The organism is Paenibacillus alginolyticus DSM 5050 = NBRC 15375 (assembly GCF_000422905.1).
Taxonomy (GTDB): domain Bacteria; phylum Bacillota; class Bacilli; order Paenibacillales; family NBRC-103111; genus Paenibacillus_E; species Paenibacillus_E alginolyticus.
Genome location: NZ_AUGY01000089.1, coordinates 15,836 through 33,647 on the forward strand (window position 1 = coordinate 15,836; position 17,812 = coordinate 33,647).

The window sequence follows — 17,812 nt, forward strand, 5'->3', positions numbered from 1 at the left end:
GTGCAAATATCACGCCCGGCATATAGTGTAAAAAAAGGAGCTGCATCATAGATGATCATATGAAACCGATTGAAGTTGAAGGTCATCAGGTTATAAGTATCGAGGTCGCCCTGCCCAAAACAACACTTCTGGCCATCACAACCGATCACGGATATATCATGTGCGGAGCGCTTAATATTCGTTTGTTAAATGAGAAATTAAACGATCGCCGCATTGTGGCAGGACGCGCAACCGGGGTACGAACAATAGAGCAATTGCTGGATGCCCCACTCGATATGGTGACCACAGAGGCGGAATTACGCGGAATTTGCCCTGGGATGAAAGGAGCAGATGCGCTTTTAAAGATGGTAAACGAGGTTAGTTAATTTTAAATCCATACTTAAGGAAAGTAGGGGGATTTTTTGTTAACGGGTCTGCATATTGTTTTCCTTGGAGGCGATGCCCGACATCTTGAAATCATTCGGTCATTCACAGACCTGGATGCAAATGTTGTGGTAATCGGTTATGAAGATTTGCACGAACAACTTCTTGAAGTTCAGCATTCCAAGCTTACGAGGGAGGTGCTTCGCAATGCTGATGTATTGATATTACCGGTTGTCGGTACAGACGACCATGGCAGAGTAGAGTCTTCATTTTCATCTGAAACGTTATTGCTGAACAAGGAATATATGTCTTCCTTGCCGAAACACGCAAAAGTCTGTACTGGCATAGCCAAGTCTTACTTGAGGAACCTTTGCGTGGAACTAGGAATAGATCTGATTGAATTATTCAGCAGGGACGATGTTGCCATATACAATTCCATTCCCACTGCGGAAGGCGCCTTATTGATGGCCATTCAACATACGGACATTACCATACATGGTTCCTGTTGTATGGTGCTGGGTTTGGGGAGAATCGGTCTTACGCTAGCCGGAATGCTTCAGCGCCTGGGTGCACACGTCAAAGCGGGGGTGCAGAAACCGGAGCAGTTTGCACGTGCATGGGAGATGGGGATTGAGCCGTTTTATACGAAAGATTTGTACGATGAAGGCGTAAATGTGGATATTATTTTTAACACGGTTCCGGCGCAAATCCTTACTTCTCGTGTGTTGACCCGTATTCCGCATCACGCTATTATTATTGATTTGGCTTCCAAACCAGGTGGAACCGATTTTCGTTTTGCCGAAAAACGTGGAATCAAGGCCTTGTTGGCACCAAGTTTACCGGGATTGGTCGCGCCAAGAACGGCTGGACGTATATTGGCGAGAACGTTATGTCAATTGGTCCAGGACGAACGGAGTCAAGATCGTGAGCAAATGGATTCACTTGCTTCTTCTTCCGGGTTATGAGATCGCGAACGCTGTAAAACGAATTATTTAGAGAGGCGTCATTACTTGTTTATACTTCATAGAGAGGCCGGCAAAAGCCGGCCTCCGTCTATTTCCGTAAGAATCGGATAATGAAGCGCGTGGTGGATCGGCTCTTTCGTAGATCAGAAGTCGGTTTCCAAGGCTAGAGTTCGAGGAACCTCCAAGTTAAGCTGGTCTCAGTAACCCACGCAGAAGAATTCCCTGAACACTCGGCATTACAATCGATCGTAGGGCAAGTATTGCAGGATAAAAAGAATTACTCGGGAGTACTCGTGCAAGAGAGGTTAGATGGCAAAGTGCGATCCATGAATGATCACCGGGACGAGACAAATAGGCTACCAGAAAAAGTAAGTCAGGCAGCCTATTTGCTCTAAATACAAGGAGGGGACTGTACCCCACCATTAGTATATATACCGTGGAGGTTGTATAAGTACAATTATCGAGTTGGAACGAGGTCCGATCAGTGCTGAAAGATAAAAATTCTTCGAGGTAAACTTTATCAAATATCGTCCAAAATAGCTAAATAAGGTATATTTTTATTATACCTGATCGGCTTTCGGTTGGCTGTACGGGTCGCCTAGACGGGTCAGCGCCAATTGGACGGCTTCACTGCCCAGTTTTGCCTTCAGGCCAATGCTATTGAACCAATTCCAGCTACCACGTCGTCAAGTCACTAACCATATCCTTGCCAAGTATTGCAAGCATCTGCGGGCGGAACTCTGCGGACAGCAATTCCTTCATCAAATCCATTTGTTCGTTTGTAAAATGGTATGCCTCTGCTTGTTGCTCCGCTTTTCTGCCATTCACGGTAATATGTAAAATGCGCTCATAGCTTGTCGTCGTCTCCTCGCTGGAGCTTCCGTCCTCATGCTGCACCGTAACTGTTTCCGTATGTTCAATCGTTTCAACATGGGATTCCAACTGATTCATCTCCCAGAACACCTCATGGAGGATACCGATTCTTGTTGAATCAAGCGTAACTACATCCATTCCGTTTTCTGTATCCATGACCGTCTTCACCGCAAATACGGCTATAATGTCCGCCCAATTATCGATTCGCGTGTTATCTGCACTATCAGTATAATGGATCTCCACTCGGTCTACGTTTCCAGCGGATTTCTGTATTTCTTCCAGCTTTGCCTCAAATTCAGCGTCCATCTCTTGAACGATTTGAGAAAGCGGCTTTACATCAGCATCCGTATTTTCGCCGGATACGAAAATACCAAATGGAGAGGAAATAACGGCGGCTATCGCCATTACTATGCACAGCAATACGATCACTGAACTACTGATCCCCAAAAGCGCCGCCAATCCTTTGACAAGCATCGCGGCGGCTCTTACAACCATTTTAATAATGCGAAGATTCAATCTCGCGGCAGCTTGTGCCCTTTGAAGAGTGCGGCGAGTTGCCATCGCCATTTGCGCAGCCCGCTTGGCTGTCTCGACGGCGTTCATTTTCAGTTCCGCGCGATCAACCTTTTGAGCCTGTCCTAGCCGCTGCCCCGTTTTAATATATGGAGACAATATTTTGAATGTTCGTTCTTTCCTCTTGATCGTTTGACCTGCAATTTCAGACACGAGCGCATTTCGACGAGGCGCACGTACATTTGCTGTATGCGATGGCGCATCGGCGCGCGTCTTTTTCCCGGCTGGTTTAACTACTTGTTTCGGAGCCGGGCTGGGAATCCTGTCTTTGCGAGAACGATGCGAAAGCCGGGCATTGGCCCGGCTCCGTATGAAGCGTTGTTTTCCTGATTGTTGATCTGAACGCAAGAGATATCTGCCATCAATCGGCTTACGAAGACGAAGCCTGCGAGCTTGACGTGATGTAGGCGTAACCGAAGGCTCAGGCTTCGTTTCAACGGGTTTGTTTCCTGGGACAGTATTTCCATTCGGTAATGTCTGCTTTTTAAGAATGTGTCGAATCAATCTGCTGCTGACACGCATGCTCATTCCCATTTGAGTTCGCACCATTTTCTTCATGGTCGATTCGGAGCGGTGCTGTGCATATGCTGCGGGAGTTTGACCATGCGCTTTGTCATGTTCTGTCTGCCGCTCAACGCGAGGCCTTAAACGATTCACGCGCTTCATCGCTTTGGGGAGCTTGTCCAACTGTTTGATGTCCCTTACCACAGTTCTCATTTTGATTTTCTTCATTATCCGATTCCACTCCCGTCACAAGCGGCCATTTAGCGAATTTGCTCCGTCCGCCGTTTGAAAATCTGATCATGACTGCGGCAAAATTCCGGATACCGAAGGTAGATCGCTTCAAAAAAATAAGGGGCGTAACCGCATGCAAACAACTCGTTAGGAGCGGAATAGCGTTCCGCGCCTTCTTCCGTCCAGCCGTTCCACAGATTAAAGGCAAGTCGGCTCACGCGAATGGAACTGCTCGTTTGCCAAGAGGCCGCGAGCCCTTCGGGCTTAATGCCTCCATGAGAAAAATCGAACAAATCGCGGATATGCTTGCGGGTTTCTTGGGAAATTCCAAGCGTATAGAAAAGTGCCCGGTGGTAGCTGTCGCTGTTTTTCCTTTCATACAACATCTGATAGTAAAAGCCTTCGTGCTCTGCATCGTAATATCGACCAGGATTCATCCTTACATGCCTCCCTCATGAAAAATGAGCGGCTGGCAACAACCAAACCAGCCGCCGTCGTAACAAGTTCCTCTACCTATCAGTTCACTTTAGCAGCAAAATCGGACCCTCGAACGAACCGAGATTCACATATTTTTGAGAATGCGCTCCATTTGCTTCAAGCCACGCTCAATCGACTTGCGAACCGCCCGCTCATTAACCTGCTCTGCCTCGGCAATCGCCACTTTGCTCATGCCCAAGAAGAAGTGGGCATAGATGCGCCTAAACGATTTTTCCGGCAACTCACACATGGCTGCATAAAGCTGTTGATTTGTAAGCTTACGCTCGTAATTTTCTTCCGGGGAAATCGAAAAGAAAAGCGCATCATGCTCGATCCCGTCGTTCCGATCCAACGAGTAGTACGCCCGATGGCGATACGTGCGCAGTCTATATGCGTTATCCTTCAAATCAAAACGGCGGATTTCCTGCGCCACTTCTTCATCGAGATCGACCCACACGTCCGTTTTCAAAAAGGGATACATGTCCCGTAAATTCATTCGTTTCATTCTCGTCCCTCCGTTCTGGTTTGTTGGCAAACCAAAACAGAGGGAGGAGAGCGGCAGCCGACGCTACTTAACAAACGCTGGCGTATAGCTTTATGAAATGCAAAAAAGACTTTGCCGCAGCGCAAACCAGCGCTCAATCGCGGCAAAGTCCCAAAGTGAATTACATTGATTGATTCGTAGACAAACCCGTAGACAGCTCATCAAAAGCTTGCATTCGGCTATTGCATGCGACAAAGGATACTGCATACCAATGCCCCTCCTCACATGGCAACACCATCTCGTGAGGAAAAGTCTACTTGTCTGGTTGTCGGTGTTGTCATTCGTTGGTTAGTTGTTAGCTCAAATCAAGCGCTCCTTTGCTTTCGGGTTTTGCTGTGTTCATCTTTTCGCCACTTGAAGCGTCCATGACCACAAATTCCATATTCGTTGAATTAGAAGCTCTTCATCGTTCTCAAAACTCATCCCCGGTGAACGACAAAAAGGACACCGCCTATATCGGCAGTGTCCAATTGCTGTCGATAGGGCAACCCGGCGATCATCGCATTAATATGCATTAGACCCGTGGCTTTGCGTCCCTGTCTTTCGAGCAGGTTTGCCATTTTTCCTAATTGTTCGACTGCATCTGTCTACTTCTACTCCTTTTAAGTCGCAACGTCTACAGTATGTTACCTATCGTTGCTATCACTGCTCTGAAATATCGCTCTTTAATCCCCCCCTTTGTCGAACAATTGCAAAATTCTAGATGCTACATTGCATACAATTCGACACATAGTGCCGATTTCCCTCTATTTCCCATGATTTCCACGGGAGAAAGTACCCAAATACCGACTCGTGGTTTAGTCTTAAAAGCGGTAAGTAACAACCTTATTATGAAGACCCTAGTTCACCGATCCCGGTAAATAAGGACTAGGCGAAAACCAAATATCGTCATGGAATTTTTGACCCGAATCACATCAGGTCTTTCAAAAGGGAATTTTGTTAATTATTTCGAAACGCAAGCCCGCGGCTACATTTACTATAGCTCCCCAAGCTTCGTCGTCATTAGCCGATACAGCTTCGTGTTACGCGGGAACTTGTCGGTGAACGGCACGAGGGAGCTACCCACCTTCATCAACCCGTTACCGGCATCGACGTTCGTGATGTAGGAAAGCTGCAAGTCCGAAATGTTCAATAGCTCCGCAAGCTCCATCCGGTCGGTGCTGGCCTGATTCAGCATGACGATGAACTCGCTGTTCGCCAGCATTGTGCGGGCGGTGTGGCTTTGCAGCAGATCGTCAACGTTCTGCGTAATGCCCGTACAAAAAGCGCCATACTTTCGGACGCGCTTCCAGAGCGTGAACAGAAAGTTGGCGCTATATTCGTGCTGGAACAGCAGATAGATTTCGTCGATGAAGATGAAGGTATTCTTGCCCCTCGCCCGATTTTGCGTAATCCGGTTCAGGATGTTATCCAGTACGACCAGCATGCCGATGGGCAGCAGTTGTTTGCCCAAGTCGAGAATGTCGTAGCAGATCAGTCGGTTATGAACATTGACGTTGGTTAGCTGAGCGAACGTATTCAGACTGCCGGATGTGAACAGTTCAATCGCCAGCGCGATGTCGTGCGCTTCCGGCTCCGCTTGTTTGAGCATTTCCGCGCGGAAGTCCTGCAATGTCGGCGGCTCGCCTTTGTAGTTGCTCTGCAAATATTTGCGGTACACGCTGGCGGTGCAGCGGTCGATGAGCGATTTTTCTTTCGCGCCAAGCTGATGTCCGCCGATCAACTGCTCGCATAGCGAGAGGACGAATTCCGACTTCAAAATAATCGGATTCGCGCCGTCGCCGTAGTCGCGGTTCATGTCCATCGCATTGATATGATTAGGCGACGTGGCAGAGATGTGAATCGTCTCGCCGCCCAGCGCGTTCACCAACGCGGAATATTCGCGTTCTGGATCGATCAGAATGATGTCGTCGTCGCTCGCCAGTATCTGGTTGACGATTTCCCGTTTGGCGGTGAAGCTTTTGCCGGAACCGGATACGCCGAGAATGAAGCTATTGCCGTTCAGCAGTTGCTTGCGATTGGCGACGATCATGTTTTTGCTAATAACGTTTTGACCATAGTAAATGCCGCCCGGTTGCATGATTTCCTGCGCTCGGAACGGGATGAACACAGCCGTGCTTTCGGTTGTGAGCGTCCGCAAAGCATGCACTTTCCGCAAACCATAAGGCAGTGCGGTGTTCAGCCCATCCATTTGCTGGTACGTCAGCGTGGCTAACTGGCACAAATGCTTGCGGGCGGTGGTCAATAGAGCCTCCGTATCACTATCCAGTTGTTCTTTGCTTTCGGCGACATGCACCATTGTGAGCAATCCAAACATCATCCGCTGGTCGCGGGTAGTCAGGTCGCTTAGGAACTCCTTACTCTCCTTGCGCTGCTGCTCCATGTCGTAAGGAACGACGGCGGAGAAATTGTTGTTGCGATTTTGTCGCCGCTGCCAATTCGTAATGTTCGTATCCACGCCGAGCAGCCGGTTTTCCACCTCGCGGACGGCTTCGTCGGTCGGAATCGGGATGACATCGAGCGAGAGCAGCAAGTTGCGGTTCAAGTCGCAAAGCTCCGCCACCATGCTGTCCTTGATGTAGCTCGCGTATTCCCGCAAGAAGATGACGCGCCCATAATAGTTCCCCATCCGGAAATGATCGCTCGCAAACTCGAACGTGTCCGGGCAAATGTAGTCTTTGAAGTGATGCCCTTTGCGCATCGTTTCCAGCAGATCAAATCGAAAATTCGCTTCCTCGCTAATCCTAAAAAAGTCATGGAGAATGCGCAGGCGGTCAGTGGCATCGAGTTCTGTACATTTGGAGCCAAGACGAGAGAAGTGCGCCATCAACTCTGTGCCGACCCTTGCGAAATAATTGCGGGCTTCGTCCACGTTCTTTTTCACGACGGAAATGGTGATGTATTTCTCCTGAATCGTGCCGTTCGCGCCCGTCGCTTTGCCAAGCAACATATCGTTATATTCCCGCCGATACATATCCAACTCGTCCTCGCGAAGCGGAATGAGAATGGAGCTTTCCACGTCCGCCTGATTGAGCCTCCGATTATGAATCGTGATCTTCGTTGTTGCGCCGCTGTCGAACGAATTGAGCAGATCGGAGTAGGAGAGGAACATGGTTTCCTTGTCTTCCTTGGACGCAACGGCGTAGTTGATGTCCTCGAATCGAAACGACTTGGAAAATTTGTTGCCGACAGCAAAAATCCCGTCCGGCCAAATGGCGCGGATCGGGATCGCTTGTTGAACGCTTTTCGGGATGACGAACGGTTCCTTGTCCTGCTTGATCGTGCGCCTGAGCGTCTTAATCATTGCGCTTCATCCTTTCTTGCCCGCGCTGGTGGATACCGCTTCGAAGCGCTTCGTAATAGATGTTCGTCGAGCGGAAGACCAAGCGTCTTGGCATAAGGAATTCCGATTTTACATACGCCCACAGCAGTTGCTCAGCGGTCATGCCGTGGTACTTGATGAAACCGAGCGCGGCGCAGGGCGCTGCCCCCAAAATGCACATCCAACTGAGCGTTTCCAATCCGAAGTGACTGCGCAGTCCAAAATAAAGCCCAATTGCCGCGACGACCGCCAACGCAGAAAAAAAGAACTGCCGCAAGGACAGTCCAAAGTACAAGCTTTCCGTATAATCCCGGATTTCCCGGTTGATTTTCACTTCCACTTTCATCCCTCCTGGATGAGCAATCTACGCCTCAGGATCGTTTCGATCAGATTCAACCGATGTTTCATCATCAAACAAAACAGAAGGACTCAATAAGGCCACGGCAAGCTGTATGCCATCCTTCATCCCTTGCAAGTATAAGCATTCATTCATAATCGCTTGCTTAAAATGGTGTTTGTCCTCCCATTCTGCAAACTCAGGCATGCGCCCAATGTCCATGCCTGCAAACAAGACTTGGAATGCCTTGCTTTCTTCAGCACGAATACGATTCAATTCAGGGCTATATTCGATTCGAGCAGAAACATCATCCAATCGGCCTTGTATGGCTTGCCGAAACCACGGTGGAAAATCCATGACCACGCCTCCCCCCAACCACGCTCTAACGATGCTCAGACTCCCACTTAACCGCCCTGTGACGATAAAAATGGATAATCAATTCGTCAACCTTCCGGCTTTGGGCCTGAACGGCTTCATTTTCTCCAAGCGGGATTCCTTGCTCAAGCGATTTTTGTCCCAGTTCATTCAGCCTTTGATTTTCTGCCTCAAAGTGTCGCAGCAGCTCCTTCATTTGCTATCCCCTGTCTCCTCTCATAAGAGCCTCCTGACTGTACTGGGAGCAATTGATCGCATTTTTAATGCGAAAATCGGTTTATTTCATTTTAATGCGATATTCGCATTAAAACAATGCTGTCCTCGCATACAATTTGGATTAAATGAGAGGTGACAGCGAATGAAGCACCGAAAGGAGCCCCCGGGTGACAAAAATATTATTGGCACACGAGTTGTCGCAATCCGAAAGGCCAAGCGAATGAAGCAGAAAGAATTTCTCGCCAGATTGCAAACGGCGGGACTCGACATCAGTCCCACCAGCCTCTCGCGTCTGGAAGGTCAGTACCGGCTTGTTCAGGATTATGAGGTCGTGGCGATTGCCAAAGCGCTGGATGTTTCCGTCCGGGAATTGCTGGGCGAAACGTCGGAGTGATTATACCTTTAAAACTATCATTTACAGCCCCATCATTTCCCGCACGACGCGATCCGCCATTTTCACCGTGCCGACGAGAACGAGCATGTTAAAAATCAATTCCCCAATATACGTCCACACCATCGTAACCGCGCCCGCGCTTTCATCAACTGCCGGGGGAGCGGCGGCAAAGGCGGAGTAAATGATGCACGCGAGCACAATCACCGCCCCTTCCAAGCAAGCCGCCGCATACCCTTTCAGAAATGACTTGCCGATATTTTGACTCGGCTCTCCGGCAAAGGCGGACAGCGGAACGGGGGCGAGCGCCGTATACAAATAAATGCGGAAGAAGCGCCCGTACACCGAGAGAATCATGACAAACGACAGCACCGTAATAAACAGACTGCCGAGCAGCGTCACGACCCACAGCGGAATGCTTTGCCAAAAGCCAACATCCTCAATCGCTTTGGCAATCTCGCTTGGCAGGTTCAACGCTTCTGTATTCCCGAAGCCGGAGCGGCGCATCATCGTGGAAATGATGCCCTGTACGATGCTGAATAGCGCCATCATCAATTCCAGTCCGTAGGTGACGACCGCTTTGGCCAGCACGAAGCGAATGAACAGCTTGACCGCCAGTTCGGGCCGTTTTAATTCGGCGATATTCCCCGCTGTCCGCACGACGCCGATTACGAAGAACAGCACGAGCAGCGCCAGTCCCGTCGCCTGCAACGCGCCATGAATGTCGGTGATGACGCGCCAGATCCCGCCGCCTTTGAAGTCTGCCGGAGACTGCGTGACGAGTTGCCAAACTTCATGCATTTTCTCATCCCACGTATCCAGCGCATTTTCGAGGTTGTCATTAATCCAACTGTTTTTCGCCACAGGCTCACCTCATTTCGCAAAAAAGGGGAATAGACAGCGGCGCCGTCATTCCCCACCTGGTTGTGTTCTGTCTGAACGCCGTTCATTCGCTAAACGGGTCGCACAGAGGATAGAGCGAGTTTATCCCGCAATCAGCGTCAAAATCTCTTTCGTGAACGTGATGATTACCCCGCCCGCCAGCGTCAGAAAACCGTTCGCCCGCTGAGAAGGGTCGTGCGACTTGAGCGACAAGCCGATCTGGACGATACCGAAGCCGAGAATAATCATGCCGATGGCGCGGATCAGACCGAAAATGAACGTGGACAAGTTGTTGACCGTCGTCATCGGGTCGCCTTCGGCGTAAATAGTGGAGACGAAGACGGTTCCCATCAATACGAGCACCGTGTACAGCGCGAACAGCTTTTTCAGGTTGCGTTTCAAAGTCATCATTCCTTCCGCAAAAGTTGTTGTTCCAGTTCTTCCTCCGATAGCAGCTCGTACTCTCCGTTTTCATGCAAGGTGACCGTTCGCCAGTCGATGGCGTGTTCCGTCCCGCCATGCTGATAAGGCTGCTCGCTGCCGTCGGTCGTGAGCGCCACATGCGGATGCCGGAGCAGTTTGTACTTGTCGTCCTGCAACGGGCGCTCGCCGCGAATAAAAAGTAGAGCATAGCGGTTGTCAAGCAGCCGCACTTCATCCGGCGTAAGCAATTCGCGGCCAGATTGCTGGTAATTGATCGAGTAGCTGCCGCTGCGCCCCTTGCTTTGACCGTAAGTGTTCGTGTCAATCGTTTCTTTGCCGAGAAGTTCGGAGACGTATTTGTGCGTGGATTGCTCATTGCCGCCGAGATACAGAAACGTGTCGCAGTTGCCGACAATCGATTCCCATTCATCCTTGTACAGCGCTTTGAGCTGTGCCAGATTTTGCAGGATGATCGAGACGGAAATTTCGCGGCTGCGCATTGTCGAGAGTAGCTTGTCAAACTCTGATGGCAATGCACAGTTGGCGAACTCATCCATGACGAAGTGGACATGCACCGGCAGCCGTCCGCCATGCCGATAATCCGCCTCGTACATCAGACACTGGAAAAGCTGTGTGTACAGCATGCCGACGATGAAATTGAAGCTGCTGTCGTTGTCGGGAATGACGGCAAACAGCGCCGTTTTCTTTTCGCCCATTGAAGACAACGCCATCTCATCAACCAGGCTCATTCCCGCGATGGTGTGCAAATTGAACTTCTCCAGCCGCACGCCGAGACCGATCAAGATCGACTTGGCTGTTTTGCCCGCCGCGAGCTTGAAAATGTTGTACTGCTTCACCGCCAAATGCTCCGGGTCTCGCATCGCCAGTCGCTCAAACAACTCATCGAGCGGGCTTTGGTACGTTTCATCTTCTTCGCGCACTTCAGCGGCGGCGATCATCTCCATCACCATCGGGAAGTTTTGCTCCTCCGGCGGCGCTTCGTAGAGCAAATACAAGATGAGCGCTTCGAGCAGCGCCGTTTCAGAACGTTCCCAGAATGGGTCGTTCGTGTTGCTGCCTTTGGGCGTGGTGTTGCGAATCAGATTCGTGACGAGCTTCAGCACGTCTTTGTCGTCCTGCAAATAGGCAAACGAGTTATAGCCGTGGGAACGATGCGGATTGATCAAGTCCAGCACCTTGATGTCGTAGCCTTTGGCTTTGAGCAGGTGTCCCGTATCGCGTAAAATTTCGCCTTTCGGATCAAGGACGACAAACGACGTGTGCGCTTGCATGACGTTTGGCTTGGCATAAAAGCGCGTTTTGCCCGCGCCAGAACCGCCGACGACAAGTACGTTGAGGTTTCGTCGATGCTTGCGCCCGTCGAGACCGATGCGGACGTGGTCGGTCAAAATTTTGTTTTGCTCCGGCGGCTTGCTCTGATATTTGGCGTTGATCTGCTTCGCTCGCCCCCAGCGGGCGCTGCCATGCTCCTCCCGACGGCGATAATTGCGCGGGGAGGAGAGATAGATGCCGACACCGAGCGCATAAGCAAGCGTGAAGATGAACAGACATCGCGGCGTATCGCTCACCCAACGAATATGGAATGGTTGATGGATCGCCAAGCTAAGATGCTGGAGCATCGCCGGGAGCCCGCCGGACAGGGCGGGCGCGGTCAGCAGCGCCACCCATACGACGAAAACGAAAAAAACCGCAAAGAGCAGCCAATCGCTCCTTGCGGTTTCAACGCGCCTCATGATGTCCTCGGCGTTTACGGTTATTGAACGGTACAGCAATCGCTTTGAGCAGCAAATCGTCTACGGCATCGGTGGGACGCTGCTCGCCGATCAGATCATTCCGCAGCATATTGAGCGCGCGTACCACGATGCCGTGCTCATAGTGATCCAGGCAGAGAATCCGTTCTTCTTGCATAGGCACTCCCCCCGTAAAGATGATTTGGCGGACTTCTGTTGGCGTTCCTACCTTGCCTTGTCCGTCCGATTCGGTTGCCGCTGTTGTTGCTGCACCAGCATCCGATTCATTCGGCGAGCGATCTCATGCGTGGCATCCTTCATCGCCGTCAGCTCTGCGCGAACCTGCTGCGGTTCTTTGTCCTTCAGCTTTTCCGGTGCACGTTGAAAACGGAAGGACGATGCTTCGACGCCAAACTTCTTGCACAGCATGTACGACGCACAGTACGCATGAAAGGCGTAAGCGGAGCGGCTGTAACGGTTATCGCCGCGTTCAAGTTCTGCATGAGCTAGCTCCTGCGCGAGCGAACGGAAAATATCCCCGGCCTCCACCGCGACGGATGACAATGCTGCGCGTATCCGGCTGATAGAGCGCCTGCACGTCCGACGGAAGCGTATCGCTCATCGCTATCGGAACGGGGGAGCGATCCATGAGCGCCTTGATGCGCGTTCGCTCATCCCACGGCTGCGGTTGCTCCCGCTTAGGACTGGCGGTCGTCTGGGCGATGTCGAACATCTTTTTCGGATTGTAGCTGATGCCTTTCGTGCCGTCTTCACGCTCATATTCCTCTCCAGGCTCCAGGATGTAAAAGCCCGTTTCCTTTCGCCGAATGTACACGCCTTGCTCCTTCCATGTGTCGAAGTCGGCAATGCGCGTCGCTTCCGGTCGCTGGACGAGAATGAGCAGCGCATTGGAGACGCTGTAACGGTCAAAACGGCTTTGCACGTCCAAATATTGCCGGAACTGCTCGCCGTTTTGCGCGATGCCTGTCGTGGCAGCATCAATTGTGTCATACGTCCATTGTCTGAGCTCCTGCTTCCTCTGCGCCCACGCTTCCTTATCGAACGGCTGCTCGGAGGCGTTCGCGATGGAGCGGTCGGATGCCTCCTGCCGGAACAGATCGTCGAAGCTGCTCATTTGGCTTTACCTCGCTTTCTCGCAGATTTCGGCTTGTTCGTCTTCGTCCGGCTTGTCTTCACTTGCGCCGCCTTCGTGCTTTCAGCTTGGCGCTCGCTCCGTTTCGGCAACGATGGCTCCCTGTCTGGCTGACGGCGTTCCTTTTCCGCTTTGCGGTTTTCTTCCCGAAGCTCGCGGAGCAGTGCGCGAATCGACTGCCGCTGTGGCGCTGCCTGCTGCCCGGCTTCAGTCGTAGTACCCCTTGCGGATGCCGCGCTGCGCTCTGAGATAGGCTCGGACGGATGGGGCCGCTCCATCGTCGCCGTCTTGGGGTTTGCGCTGTCGCTCGCCTTGGACGATGGGCGCGTCGGTTCGTCCGGCTGCGGCGCGCTTTGCGTCTGTTCGGGATGCCGCTCGGTTTGCGCCGCTTCGGGACTGCCCATCAGCTCGTCCAAAAAATCGTCCACGCTCCTTTCCGACGAAGCACCTTCGCCCGTCGCGCCTTGCTCCGACTTCTGCCCCGATTCGGGTTGTTGCGGTTGTTCCGCCGCTTGTTCGTCAACCTGTTTCTTGGCGCGTGTTTTTTCAATCTCACTCTTGATGCTCGCCGTATCGACCGTCGCCAGCTTGAAGCGCTCAACGATGCGGTTGATTTTCGATGCGTCCTCGGCTCGCACCATCACGTCGCACAAACCGTCTACATTCTTTTTGTCCCGCAGCGCGCAATACAGGACTCCATACCGCTTCGCTTCCTTGCAGAAGGTGGAGAGATCTTCATTTTTGACCGCGAATACCTTCAGTTCCTTGCCGCTACGGAGCAAGCTTTCCAATCGAATGCTGCCCTTCGTCCGCTTCTGTCCTTGCAGTGCGGCAAACAAATAAACCGCCAAATGCTTAGCGCCTTCGCCGGAAATCTTGGCCATCACCTCGATGCCCCGCAGGCTCATGCTCACCACCTGATCGGCCGCTTCGGCTCCACTGCTCATGCCTGTCCATCTCCTTTCGTGAATGCTTCTCCTGTAGCTCGCTCGCTTGAAGCTTCGTCCTCATTTCATCGGATCGGGCAAGAATGCCCTCACACAGCCTCACCTCCTTTCGCAGTCGGGCAATCTGCTTCGACAACGCGGCAATATGCGCCTTGTAAGCTTCGATCTGAACGGCATCGTTCGCGCGGCGGATACGGTTGTAGAGCGTTTTGCGTTCGCCGCAAAGCTGGCTCATCTCTTGCTCCGCAACGGACGAAAACGCTAGAAGCTGCTCCTTGCTGGAAATACGGTGCTGACAAAGCAGCTTCGTCTGTGAGCTGATGGTCGCCATATGCCGCAAATCCTCCCGCAATAAAAAAGGCGTCCTTCGGGAGGACGCGCGTCGAGCGGGCAACAAGCCCATTTTGTATAGATAGCGAATGTACAACGCCTGCAACCCGCTGAAACGTCTGGTAGATTGGAGCGTTCCTTTATAAACGACACGTCTGCGTCGCGGCTTAGGTTCAGGCTGTGGGCGACGGGGGAGACGATTCCGCAAAATGCGTTGTTTCAGCGCTTCCTCGGTATAGTCGTCCCCAAGGCTGCGCAAACGAACAAAGCGCTCCTTGCCTGAAGGACGTACCGCGAGATGCTTGACGTTTGGCTTCACCTCGTAGCCTTGCTTCTGCAATGCCACGATAAATTGCGTCCACGTCATGGAACCCGCTAACGCCTGATCGACATCGGAGCGGATGAGTCCCCGCCATGTCGGTTTGTTTTCCTGATCGGCTTTCCATTCGCCATAGTGCTTGGCTTTACCCGGTTCTAGATGATCGATCACTGACAGCGCATGCTCTCGGCACAGCCGATCTGACGTTTGCCGAAGCAGGGCGTAGGACGCTTTGTTGTCGTAGTAGCGTTTGCCGTCCAGAAAAGAAACGGAGTTTAGCACAAAATGATTGTGCAAATGCTGCTTGTCCAAGTGGGTCGAGACGATCACCTCGAAGCGCTCTCCCCATAATTCCTGCGCCAGCTTCACGCCAATGGCATGCGCCATTTCCGGCGTTGCTTCACCCGGCGCGAATGCTTGGTACGCATGAAACGCCACAATGCCGTCCGTTTTCTGAAATTGCCGTTTCGTCCGTTGCATCTGCTCGTAGGCGGTCAGCGGGTCGCAGTTAATGCCGCTCACAAATAATTGCTTCTCCGTTTTGTCGCCGTCTCTCGCGTAAGCCAGCACTTGATGTAAGCTTTGCTGTTCCGCTCGATCTATTGCGGTTTTTTCGGGATTGGCGGCGTAATCGATAACGCGCTTCAATCGGTCGGCGACATCCCAAATCGCCGTCGTTGCCATGCGTCACACCTCCTTCGTCTACGGCGGATGCGCCTCGGGATTCGTGAAGTTCGGTTCGGCTATGCGTTCGGGTGAAGTTACTGCCTGCTGGATATGCTGTACCGCGCGGCGCAACTGATCGGCCACCTGCTGAAACGCCGCCCGATCCAGATGCCCTGTCGTATGCGCCTTCGCCGCCAGTTGATTGAGATTATTGCCGATAGCGTGAAGCTGACGCATCATCGCGAAATAATCCGGCGGCGGGAGGGGCTTGGGTACATAGCCATTGATGAGCGAACGAATATACGCCTCCTGCGATAGCCCCGATTTTTGGACTTGGCTGGCAAGGTGCGCATGTTCTTTTTCATTCAACCGTACCAGAACCGAAATCGACCGCTTCCTCAACTTCGATCACCCCCTTCAAAAGTCGGCTTCATGAAACGAGTCGCCGACGCGATAAACAACCAATCTGAAACCCATTCGGTCACCGAAACGATAGCGTTGCGACGCGGGGTCTTAGGGGCAAAGCCCCTAACAAGCGAATTTGGCTATCCAAATTCAGTGCTTGCTGCAACACGAGACAGTCGTCTCGCGTCGCCTCAAAGCACCTGCCGGGAAAAAGAGGGGACCCCCTAAACAACAAAAAGACGCCGATCCACTCAGCGTCTTCCTCAGAACATTTTTGTTATCTTACCAACCAACGGTAATCCTGGCGGCAGTCTACAATGAAATCGACATACACGATTTCATCCTGAATTTGATACAACACCAGATACCATTTTACCACGAACATCTTGTGATACTTGTTTGACGGGATAAATTCCGCTTCCAGAAAAGGATAGCGTTCCGGCATTTGCGCTAAGGAACGTATCGCATGCAGCAATTCGTTCTTCGTTTTTCGCGCCGCATCAGGACTGTTCTCCGCAAGAAATCGCACATGAGCCGCCAGCATCTGGCGTGCGCGATCGGAAACGATGATCTTATAACGGGGCATCTTTTCCATGCTGAACCTCGTCAATAATGCCCTCTAGGTAAGTGTCCAGTTCATCCGGCGTCACACCAACTCGGCCCACCAAACGATCCTCTTGAACAGCGAGCAGTTCTTCGCGCAGCTTTAACATCCGCTCGCGACGGGAGAACGTCTCAATGTCCATCACGACAAGATCTCCTTCACCGTTCTTGGTCAGATAAATCGGTTCCCCGGAAGATTTGCATAGATCGGCGATTTCATTATAGTTTTGCCGGATACTGGCGGAAGGCTTGATTATCATCTAGCTCACTCCTTGTATAGCTGTTTATTGATTTTATTATACCTATTACATGCTATGCAATCAATGGGCTGTGCTTACCCTCAATTTATCTACATCCCATCTGCATACAGTGAGAATCACATTTCCTGATGCACAATAAGAAAAGACGCAGACCCGATCGGCATCTACTGCTATCGGGATGTTTCTCCGCGTCTTCTTCGGGATTCCATCAAATCGTTGTTTACATCCTTTCCGTACTTAGGCGGCTCATCGGATATAAGAAAGGCGGGGGAGAGGAGCCTCTGTATCGTGGCTGCCGCCATTCGCCCTGGATCATCATTGTCCAAGTGCAGGACAAGTCGATTCACCTGGGGAAAGCACTGCAAGTACTGCATTAGGGCAGCCGGGGGAGTAGGGTCTTCCCCCTCTGTCTTGGGCCTATATATTCCGGCCAGCGACAGCTTATGCGCCTGCCGCCAATCCCGGTCGGCGAGATGTTCCAGCGTACAGAAGGATAAAAGATCAATGGCGCTCTCAAATAGATGCAGTTCCGTAGCGTTTCCCAAGGCCGGAATAGAAAACGAAAACCGCTTGTCGCTCCCAGCAGCTTCCCCCATATAACGGGTACTTGTCGTACCTCGTATCGCCGCATAGCGCGGCGTCCCTTCCTGGTCAAAACCGACGAATACCGCATTGTGGTAGCGTCTGCTTTCATACAATCGCCCCGTTTCGAGACAGTAGTCTATCAACGTGCGATGGATACCGCGTTTGCTGAGATAGGCCATGACGCGATGCGAGGTATGATTCGGTTCGGGAAGCTCAAACCGCGCAGGAGAAAAGCGTTGTTGCAAAGATTGCGTAAATGTAGGTGCGCTACCCGAATCAGCTCCTTCGATTTGCAGTACCGCATCGGAAAAAGACAA

Annotated in this window: 22 protein-coding genes and 1 riboswitch; of the genes, 3 read left to right on the forward strand and 19 right to left on the reverse strand. The window is 51.7% G+C overall.

The window, feature by feature from the left end; translation table 11 throughout:
* Nucleotides 1–59 precede the first annotated feature (59 nt).
* Entirely contained in the window at nt 60–365 is a 306-nt protein-coding gene (locus G519_RS0130205) for a YunC family protein (protein ID WP_036634307.1), read from the forward strand.
* A 36-nt stretch (nt 366–401) separates the two neighbouring features.
* Complete coding sequence (gene dpsA / locus G519_RS0130210; protein WP_029197847.1) at nt 402–1,328, forward strand: dipicolinate synthase subunit DpsA; 927 nt, start codon at nt 402–404, stop codon at nt 1,326–1,328.
* A gap of 675 nt (nt 1,329–2,003) precedes the next feature.
* On the opposite strand, the gene G519_RS0130215 is transcribed toward dpsA, so the two are convergent.
* The 7 genes from G519_RS0130215 to G519_RS0130245 all read right to left on the reverse strand — a co-directional run bounded on the left by G519_RS0130215 (nt 2,004) and on the right by G519_RS0130245 (nt 8,760).
* A complete protein-coding gene (locus G519_RS0130215; RefSeq protein ID WP_029197848.1) occupies nt 2,004–3,506 on the reverse strand; it encodes a hypothetical protein in 1,503 nt (500 codons plus the stop codon).
* A gap of 32 nt (nt 3,507–3,538) precedes the next feature.
* A complete protein-coding gene (locus G519_RS0130220) occupies nt 3,539–3,946 on the reverse strand; it encodes a DUF6075 family protein (RefSeq protein WP_029197849.1) in 408 nt (135 codons plus the stop codon).
* 125 nt (nt 3,947–4,071) lie between these two features.
* Nucleotides 4,072–4,491, reverse strand: coding sequence for an RNA polymerase sigma factor (locus G519_RS0130225; protein WP_029197850.1), 420 nt, complete (start codon nt 4,489–4,491; stop codon nt 4,072–4,074).
* A 519-nt stretch (nt 4,492–5,010) separates the two neighbouring features.
* Nucleotides 5,011–5,098, reverse strand: a riboswitch (cyclic di-GMP riboswitch).
* A gap of 408 nt (nt 5,099–5,506) precedes the next feature.
* Nucleotides 5,507–7,834: a VirB4-like conjugal transfer ATPase, CD1110 family gene (locus G519_RS0130230; RefSeq protein ID WP_029197851.1), complete on the reverse strand. Its 2,328-nt coding sequence runs from the start codon at nt 7,832–7,834 to the stop codon at nt 5,507–5,509.
* A complete protein-coding gene (locus G519_RS0130235) occupies nt 7,827–8,192 on the reverse strand; it encodes a PrgI family protein (protein ID WP_029197852.1) in 366 nt (121 codons plus the stop codon). The genes G519_RS0130230 and G519_RS0130235 overlap by 8 nt, the downstream gene beginning before the upstream one ends.
* 24 nt (nt 8,193–8,216) lie before the next feature.
* Nucleotides 8,217–8,546 carry a hypothetical protein gene (locus G519_RS50640; protein ID WP_036634311.1) on the reverse strand — a complete coding sequence of 110 codons (330 nt, stop codon included), beginning with the start codon at nt 8,544–8,546 and terminating at the stop codon, nt 8,217–8,219.
* A gap of 25 nt (nt 8,547–8,571) precedes the next feature.
* Complete coding sequence (locus tag G519_RS0130245; protein ID WP_029197853.1) at nt 8,572–8,760, reverse strand: hypothetical protein; 189 nt, start codon at nt 8,758–8,760, stop codon at nt 8,572–8,574.
* A gap of 240 nt (nt 8,761–9,000) precedes the next feature.
* On the opposite strand from G519_RS0130245, the gene G519_RS0130250 reads away from it, so the two are divergent.
* Nucleotides 9,001–9,174 (forward strand): helix-turn-helix domain-containing protein, encoded by a 174-nt coding sequence (locus G519_RS0130250; protein ID WP_244280273.1) that lies wholly within the window; start codon nt 9,001–9,003, stop codon nt 9,172–9,174.
* 21 nt (nt 9,175–9,195) lie between these two features.
* Here the strand turns inward: G519_RS0130250 and G519_RS0130255 are convergent, their stop codons facing one another.
* The 12 genes from G519_RS0130255 to G519_RS45275 form a co-directional block, all read right to left on the reverse strand.
* Nucleotides 9,196–10,035 (reverse strand): hypothetical protein, encoded by an 840-nt coding sequence (locus G519_RS0130255; protein WP_029197855.1) that lies wholly within the window; start codon nt 10,033–10,035, stop codon nt 9,196–9,198.
* Nucleotides 10,036–10,155: 120 nt separating this feature from the next.
* Nucleotides 10,156–10,455 (reverse strand): glutamyl-tRNA amidotransferase, encoded by a 300-nt coding sequence (locus G519_RS0130260; protein WP_438861824.1) that lies wholly within the window; start codon nt 10,453–10,455, stop codon nt 10,156–10,158.
* A 5-nt stretch (nt 10,456–10,460) separates the two neighbouring features.
* Complete coding sequence (locus G519_RS0130265) at nt 10,461–12,230, reverse strand: VirD4-like conjugal transfer protein, CD1115 family (RefSeq protein WP_029197857.1); 1,770 nt, start codon at nt 12,228–12,230, stop codon at nt 10,461–10,463.
* Nucleotides 12,217–12,405 (reverse strand): hypothetical protein, encoded by a 189-nt coding sequence (locus G519_RS0130270; protein ID WP_029197858.1) that lies wholly within the window; start codon nt 12,403–12,405, stop codon nt 12,217–12,219. The genes G519_RS0130265 and G519_RS0130270 overlap by 14 nt, the downstream gene beginning before the upstream one ends.
* Before the next feature lie 184 nt (nt 12,406–12,589).
* Nucleotides 12,590–12,730 (reverse strand): hypothetical protein, encoded by a 141-nt coding sequence (locus G519_RS52550; protein WP_244280274.1) that lies wholly within the window; start codon nt 12,728–12,730, stop codon nt 12,590–12,592.
* Nucleotides 12,718–13,362 carry an ArdC-like ssDNA-binding domain-containing protein gene (locus G519_RS45270; RefSeq protein ID WP_244280275.1) on the reverse strand — a complete coding sequence of 215 codons (645 nt, stop codon included), beginning with the start codon at nt 13,360–13,362 and terminating at the stop codon, nt 12,718–12,720. Before G519_RS45270 ends, G519_RS52550 begins: the two co-directional genes overlap by 13 nt.
* Complete coding sequence (locus G519_RS0130280; RefSeq protein ID WP_036634314.1) at nt 13,359–14,327, reverse strand: PcfB family protein; 969 nt, start codon at nt 14,325–14,327, stop codon at nt 13,359–13,361. The genes G519_RS45270 and G519_RS0130280 overlap by 4 nt, the downstream gene beginning before the upstream one ends.
* Nucleotides 14,236–15,660, reverse strand: coding sequence for a relaxase/mobilization nuclease domain-containing protein (locus tag G519_RS0130285; protein WP_029197860.1), 1,425 nt, complete (start codon nt 15,658–15,660; stop codon nt 14,236–14,238). The genes G519_RS0130280 and G519_RS0130285 overlap by 92 nt, the downstream gene beginning before the upstream one ends.
* Nucleotides 15,661–15,678: 18 nt before the next feature.
* A complete protein-coding gene (locus tag G519_RS0130290) occupies nt 15,679–16,044 on the reverse strand; it encodes a plasmid mobilization protein (RefSeq protein ID WP_029197861.1) in 366 nt (121 codons plus the stop codon).
* 280 nt (nt 16,045–16,324) lie between these two features.
* Nucleotides 16,325–16,642: a type II toxin-antitoxin system RelE/ParE family toxin gene (locus G519_RS0130295; RefSeq protein ID WP_029197862.1), complete on the reverse strand. Its 318-nt coding sequence runs from the start codon at nt 16,640–16,642 to the stop codon at nt 16,325–16,327.
* Entirely contained in the window at nt 16,620–16,910 is a 291-nt protein-coding gene (locus tag G519_RS0130300) for a type II toxin-antitoxin system Phd/YefM family antitoxin (protein ID WP_029197863.1), read from the reverse strand. The genes G519_RS0130295 and G519_RS0130300 overlap by 23 nt, the downstream gene beginning before the upstream one ends.
* Before the next feature lie 170 nt (nt 16,911–17,080).
* Entirely contained in the window at nt 17,081–17,674 is a 594-nt protein-coding gene (locus G519_RS45275; RefSeq protein WP_244280277.1) for a DUF3991 and TOPRIM domain-containing protein, read from the reverse strand.
* Nucleotides 17,675–17,812: the final 138 nt, after the last annotated feature.

Excerpts from the sequence above, each read along its gene's own strand:
- G519_RS0130205 (WP_036634307.1), top strand. The coding sequence starts at position 60 with ATGAAACCGATTGAAGTTGAAGGTCATCAGGTTATAAGTATCGAGGTC.
- G519_RS0130215 (WP_029197848.1), bottom strand. The coding sequence starts at position 3,506 with ATGAAGAAAATCAAAATGAGAACTGTGGTAAGGGACATCAAACAGTTG.
- G519_RS0130220 (WP_029197849.1), bottom strand. The coding sequence starts at position 3,946 with ATGAATCCTGGTCGATATTACGATGCAGAGCACGAAGGCTTTTACTAT.
- G519_RS0130225 (WP_029197850.1), bottom strand. The coding sequence starts at position 4,491 with ATGAAACGAATGAATTTACGGGACATGTATCCCTTTTTGAAAACGGAC.
- G519_RS0130230 (WP_029197851.1), bottom strand. The coding sequence starts at position 7,834 with ATGATTAAGACGCTCAGGCGCACGATCAAGCAGGACAAGGAACCGTTC.
- G519_RS50640 (WP_036634311.1), bottom strand. The coding sequence starts at position 8,546 with ATGGATTTTCCACCGTGGTTTCGGCAAGCCATACAAGGCCGATTGGAT.
- G519_RS0130245 (WP_029197853.1), bottom strand. The coding sequence starts at position 8,760 with ATGAAGGAGCTGCTGCGACACTTTGAGGCAGAAAATCAAAGGCTGAAT.
- G519_RS0130250 (WP_244280273.1), top strand. The coding sequence starts at position 9,001 with ATGAAGCAGAAAGAATTTCTCGCCAGATTGCAAACGGCGGGACTCGAC.
- G519_RS0130265 (WP_029197857.1), bottom strand. The coding sequence starts at position 12,230 with ATGAGGCGCGTTGAAACCGCAAGGAGCGATTGGCTGCTCTTTGCGGTT.
- G519_RS0130270 (WP_029197858.1), bottom strand. The coding sequence starts at position 12,405 with ATGCAAGAAGAACGGATTCTCTGCCTGGATCACTATGAGCACGGCATC.
- G519_RS52550 (WP_244280274.1), bottom strand. The coding sequence starts at position 12,730 with ATGCAGAACTTGAACGCGGCGATAACCGTTACAGCCGCTCCGCTTACG.
- G519_RS45270 (WP_244280275.1), bottom strand. The coding sequence starts at position 13,362 with ATGAGCAGCTTCGACGATCTGTTCCGGCAGGAGGCATCCGACCGCTCC.
- G519_RS0130280 (WP_036634314.1), bottom strand. The coding sequence starts at position 14,327 with ATGAGCAGTGGAGCCGAAGCGGCCGATCAGGTGGTGAGCATGAGCCTG.
- G519_RS0130285 (WP_029197860.1), bottom strand. The coding sequence starts at position 15,660 with ATGGCAACGACGGCGATTTGGGATGTCGCCGACCGATTGAAGCGCGTT.
- G519_RS0130295 (WP_029197862.1), bottom strand. The coding sequence starts at position 16,642 with ATGGAAAAGATGCCCCGTTATAAGATCATCGTTTCCGATCGCGCACGC.
- G519_RS0130300 (WP_029197863.1), bottom strand. The coding sequence starts at position 16,910 with ATGATAATCAAGCCTTCCGCCAGTATCCGGCAAAACTATAATGAAATC.
- G519_RS45275 (WP_244280277.1), bottom strand. The coding sequence starts at position 17,674 with ATGGCCTATCTCAGCAAACGCGGTATCCATCGCACGTTGATAGACTAC.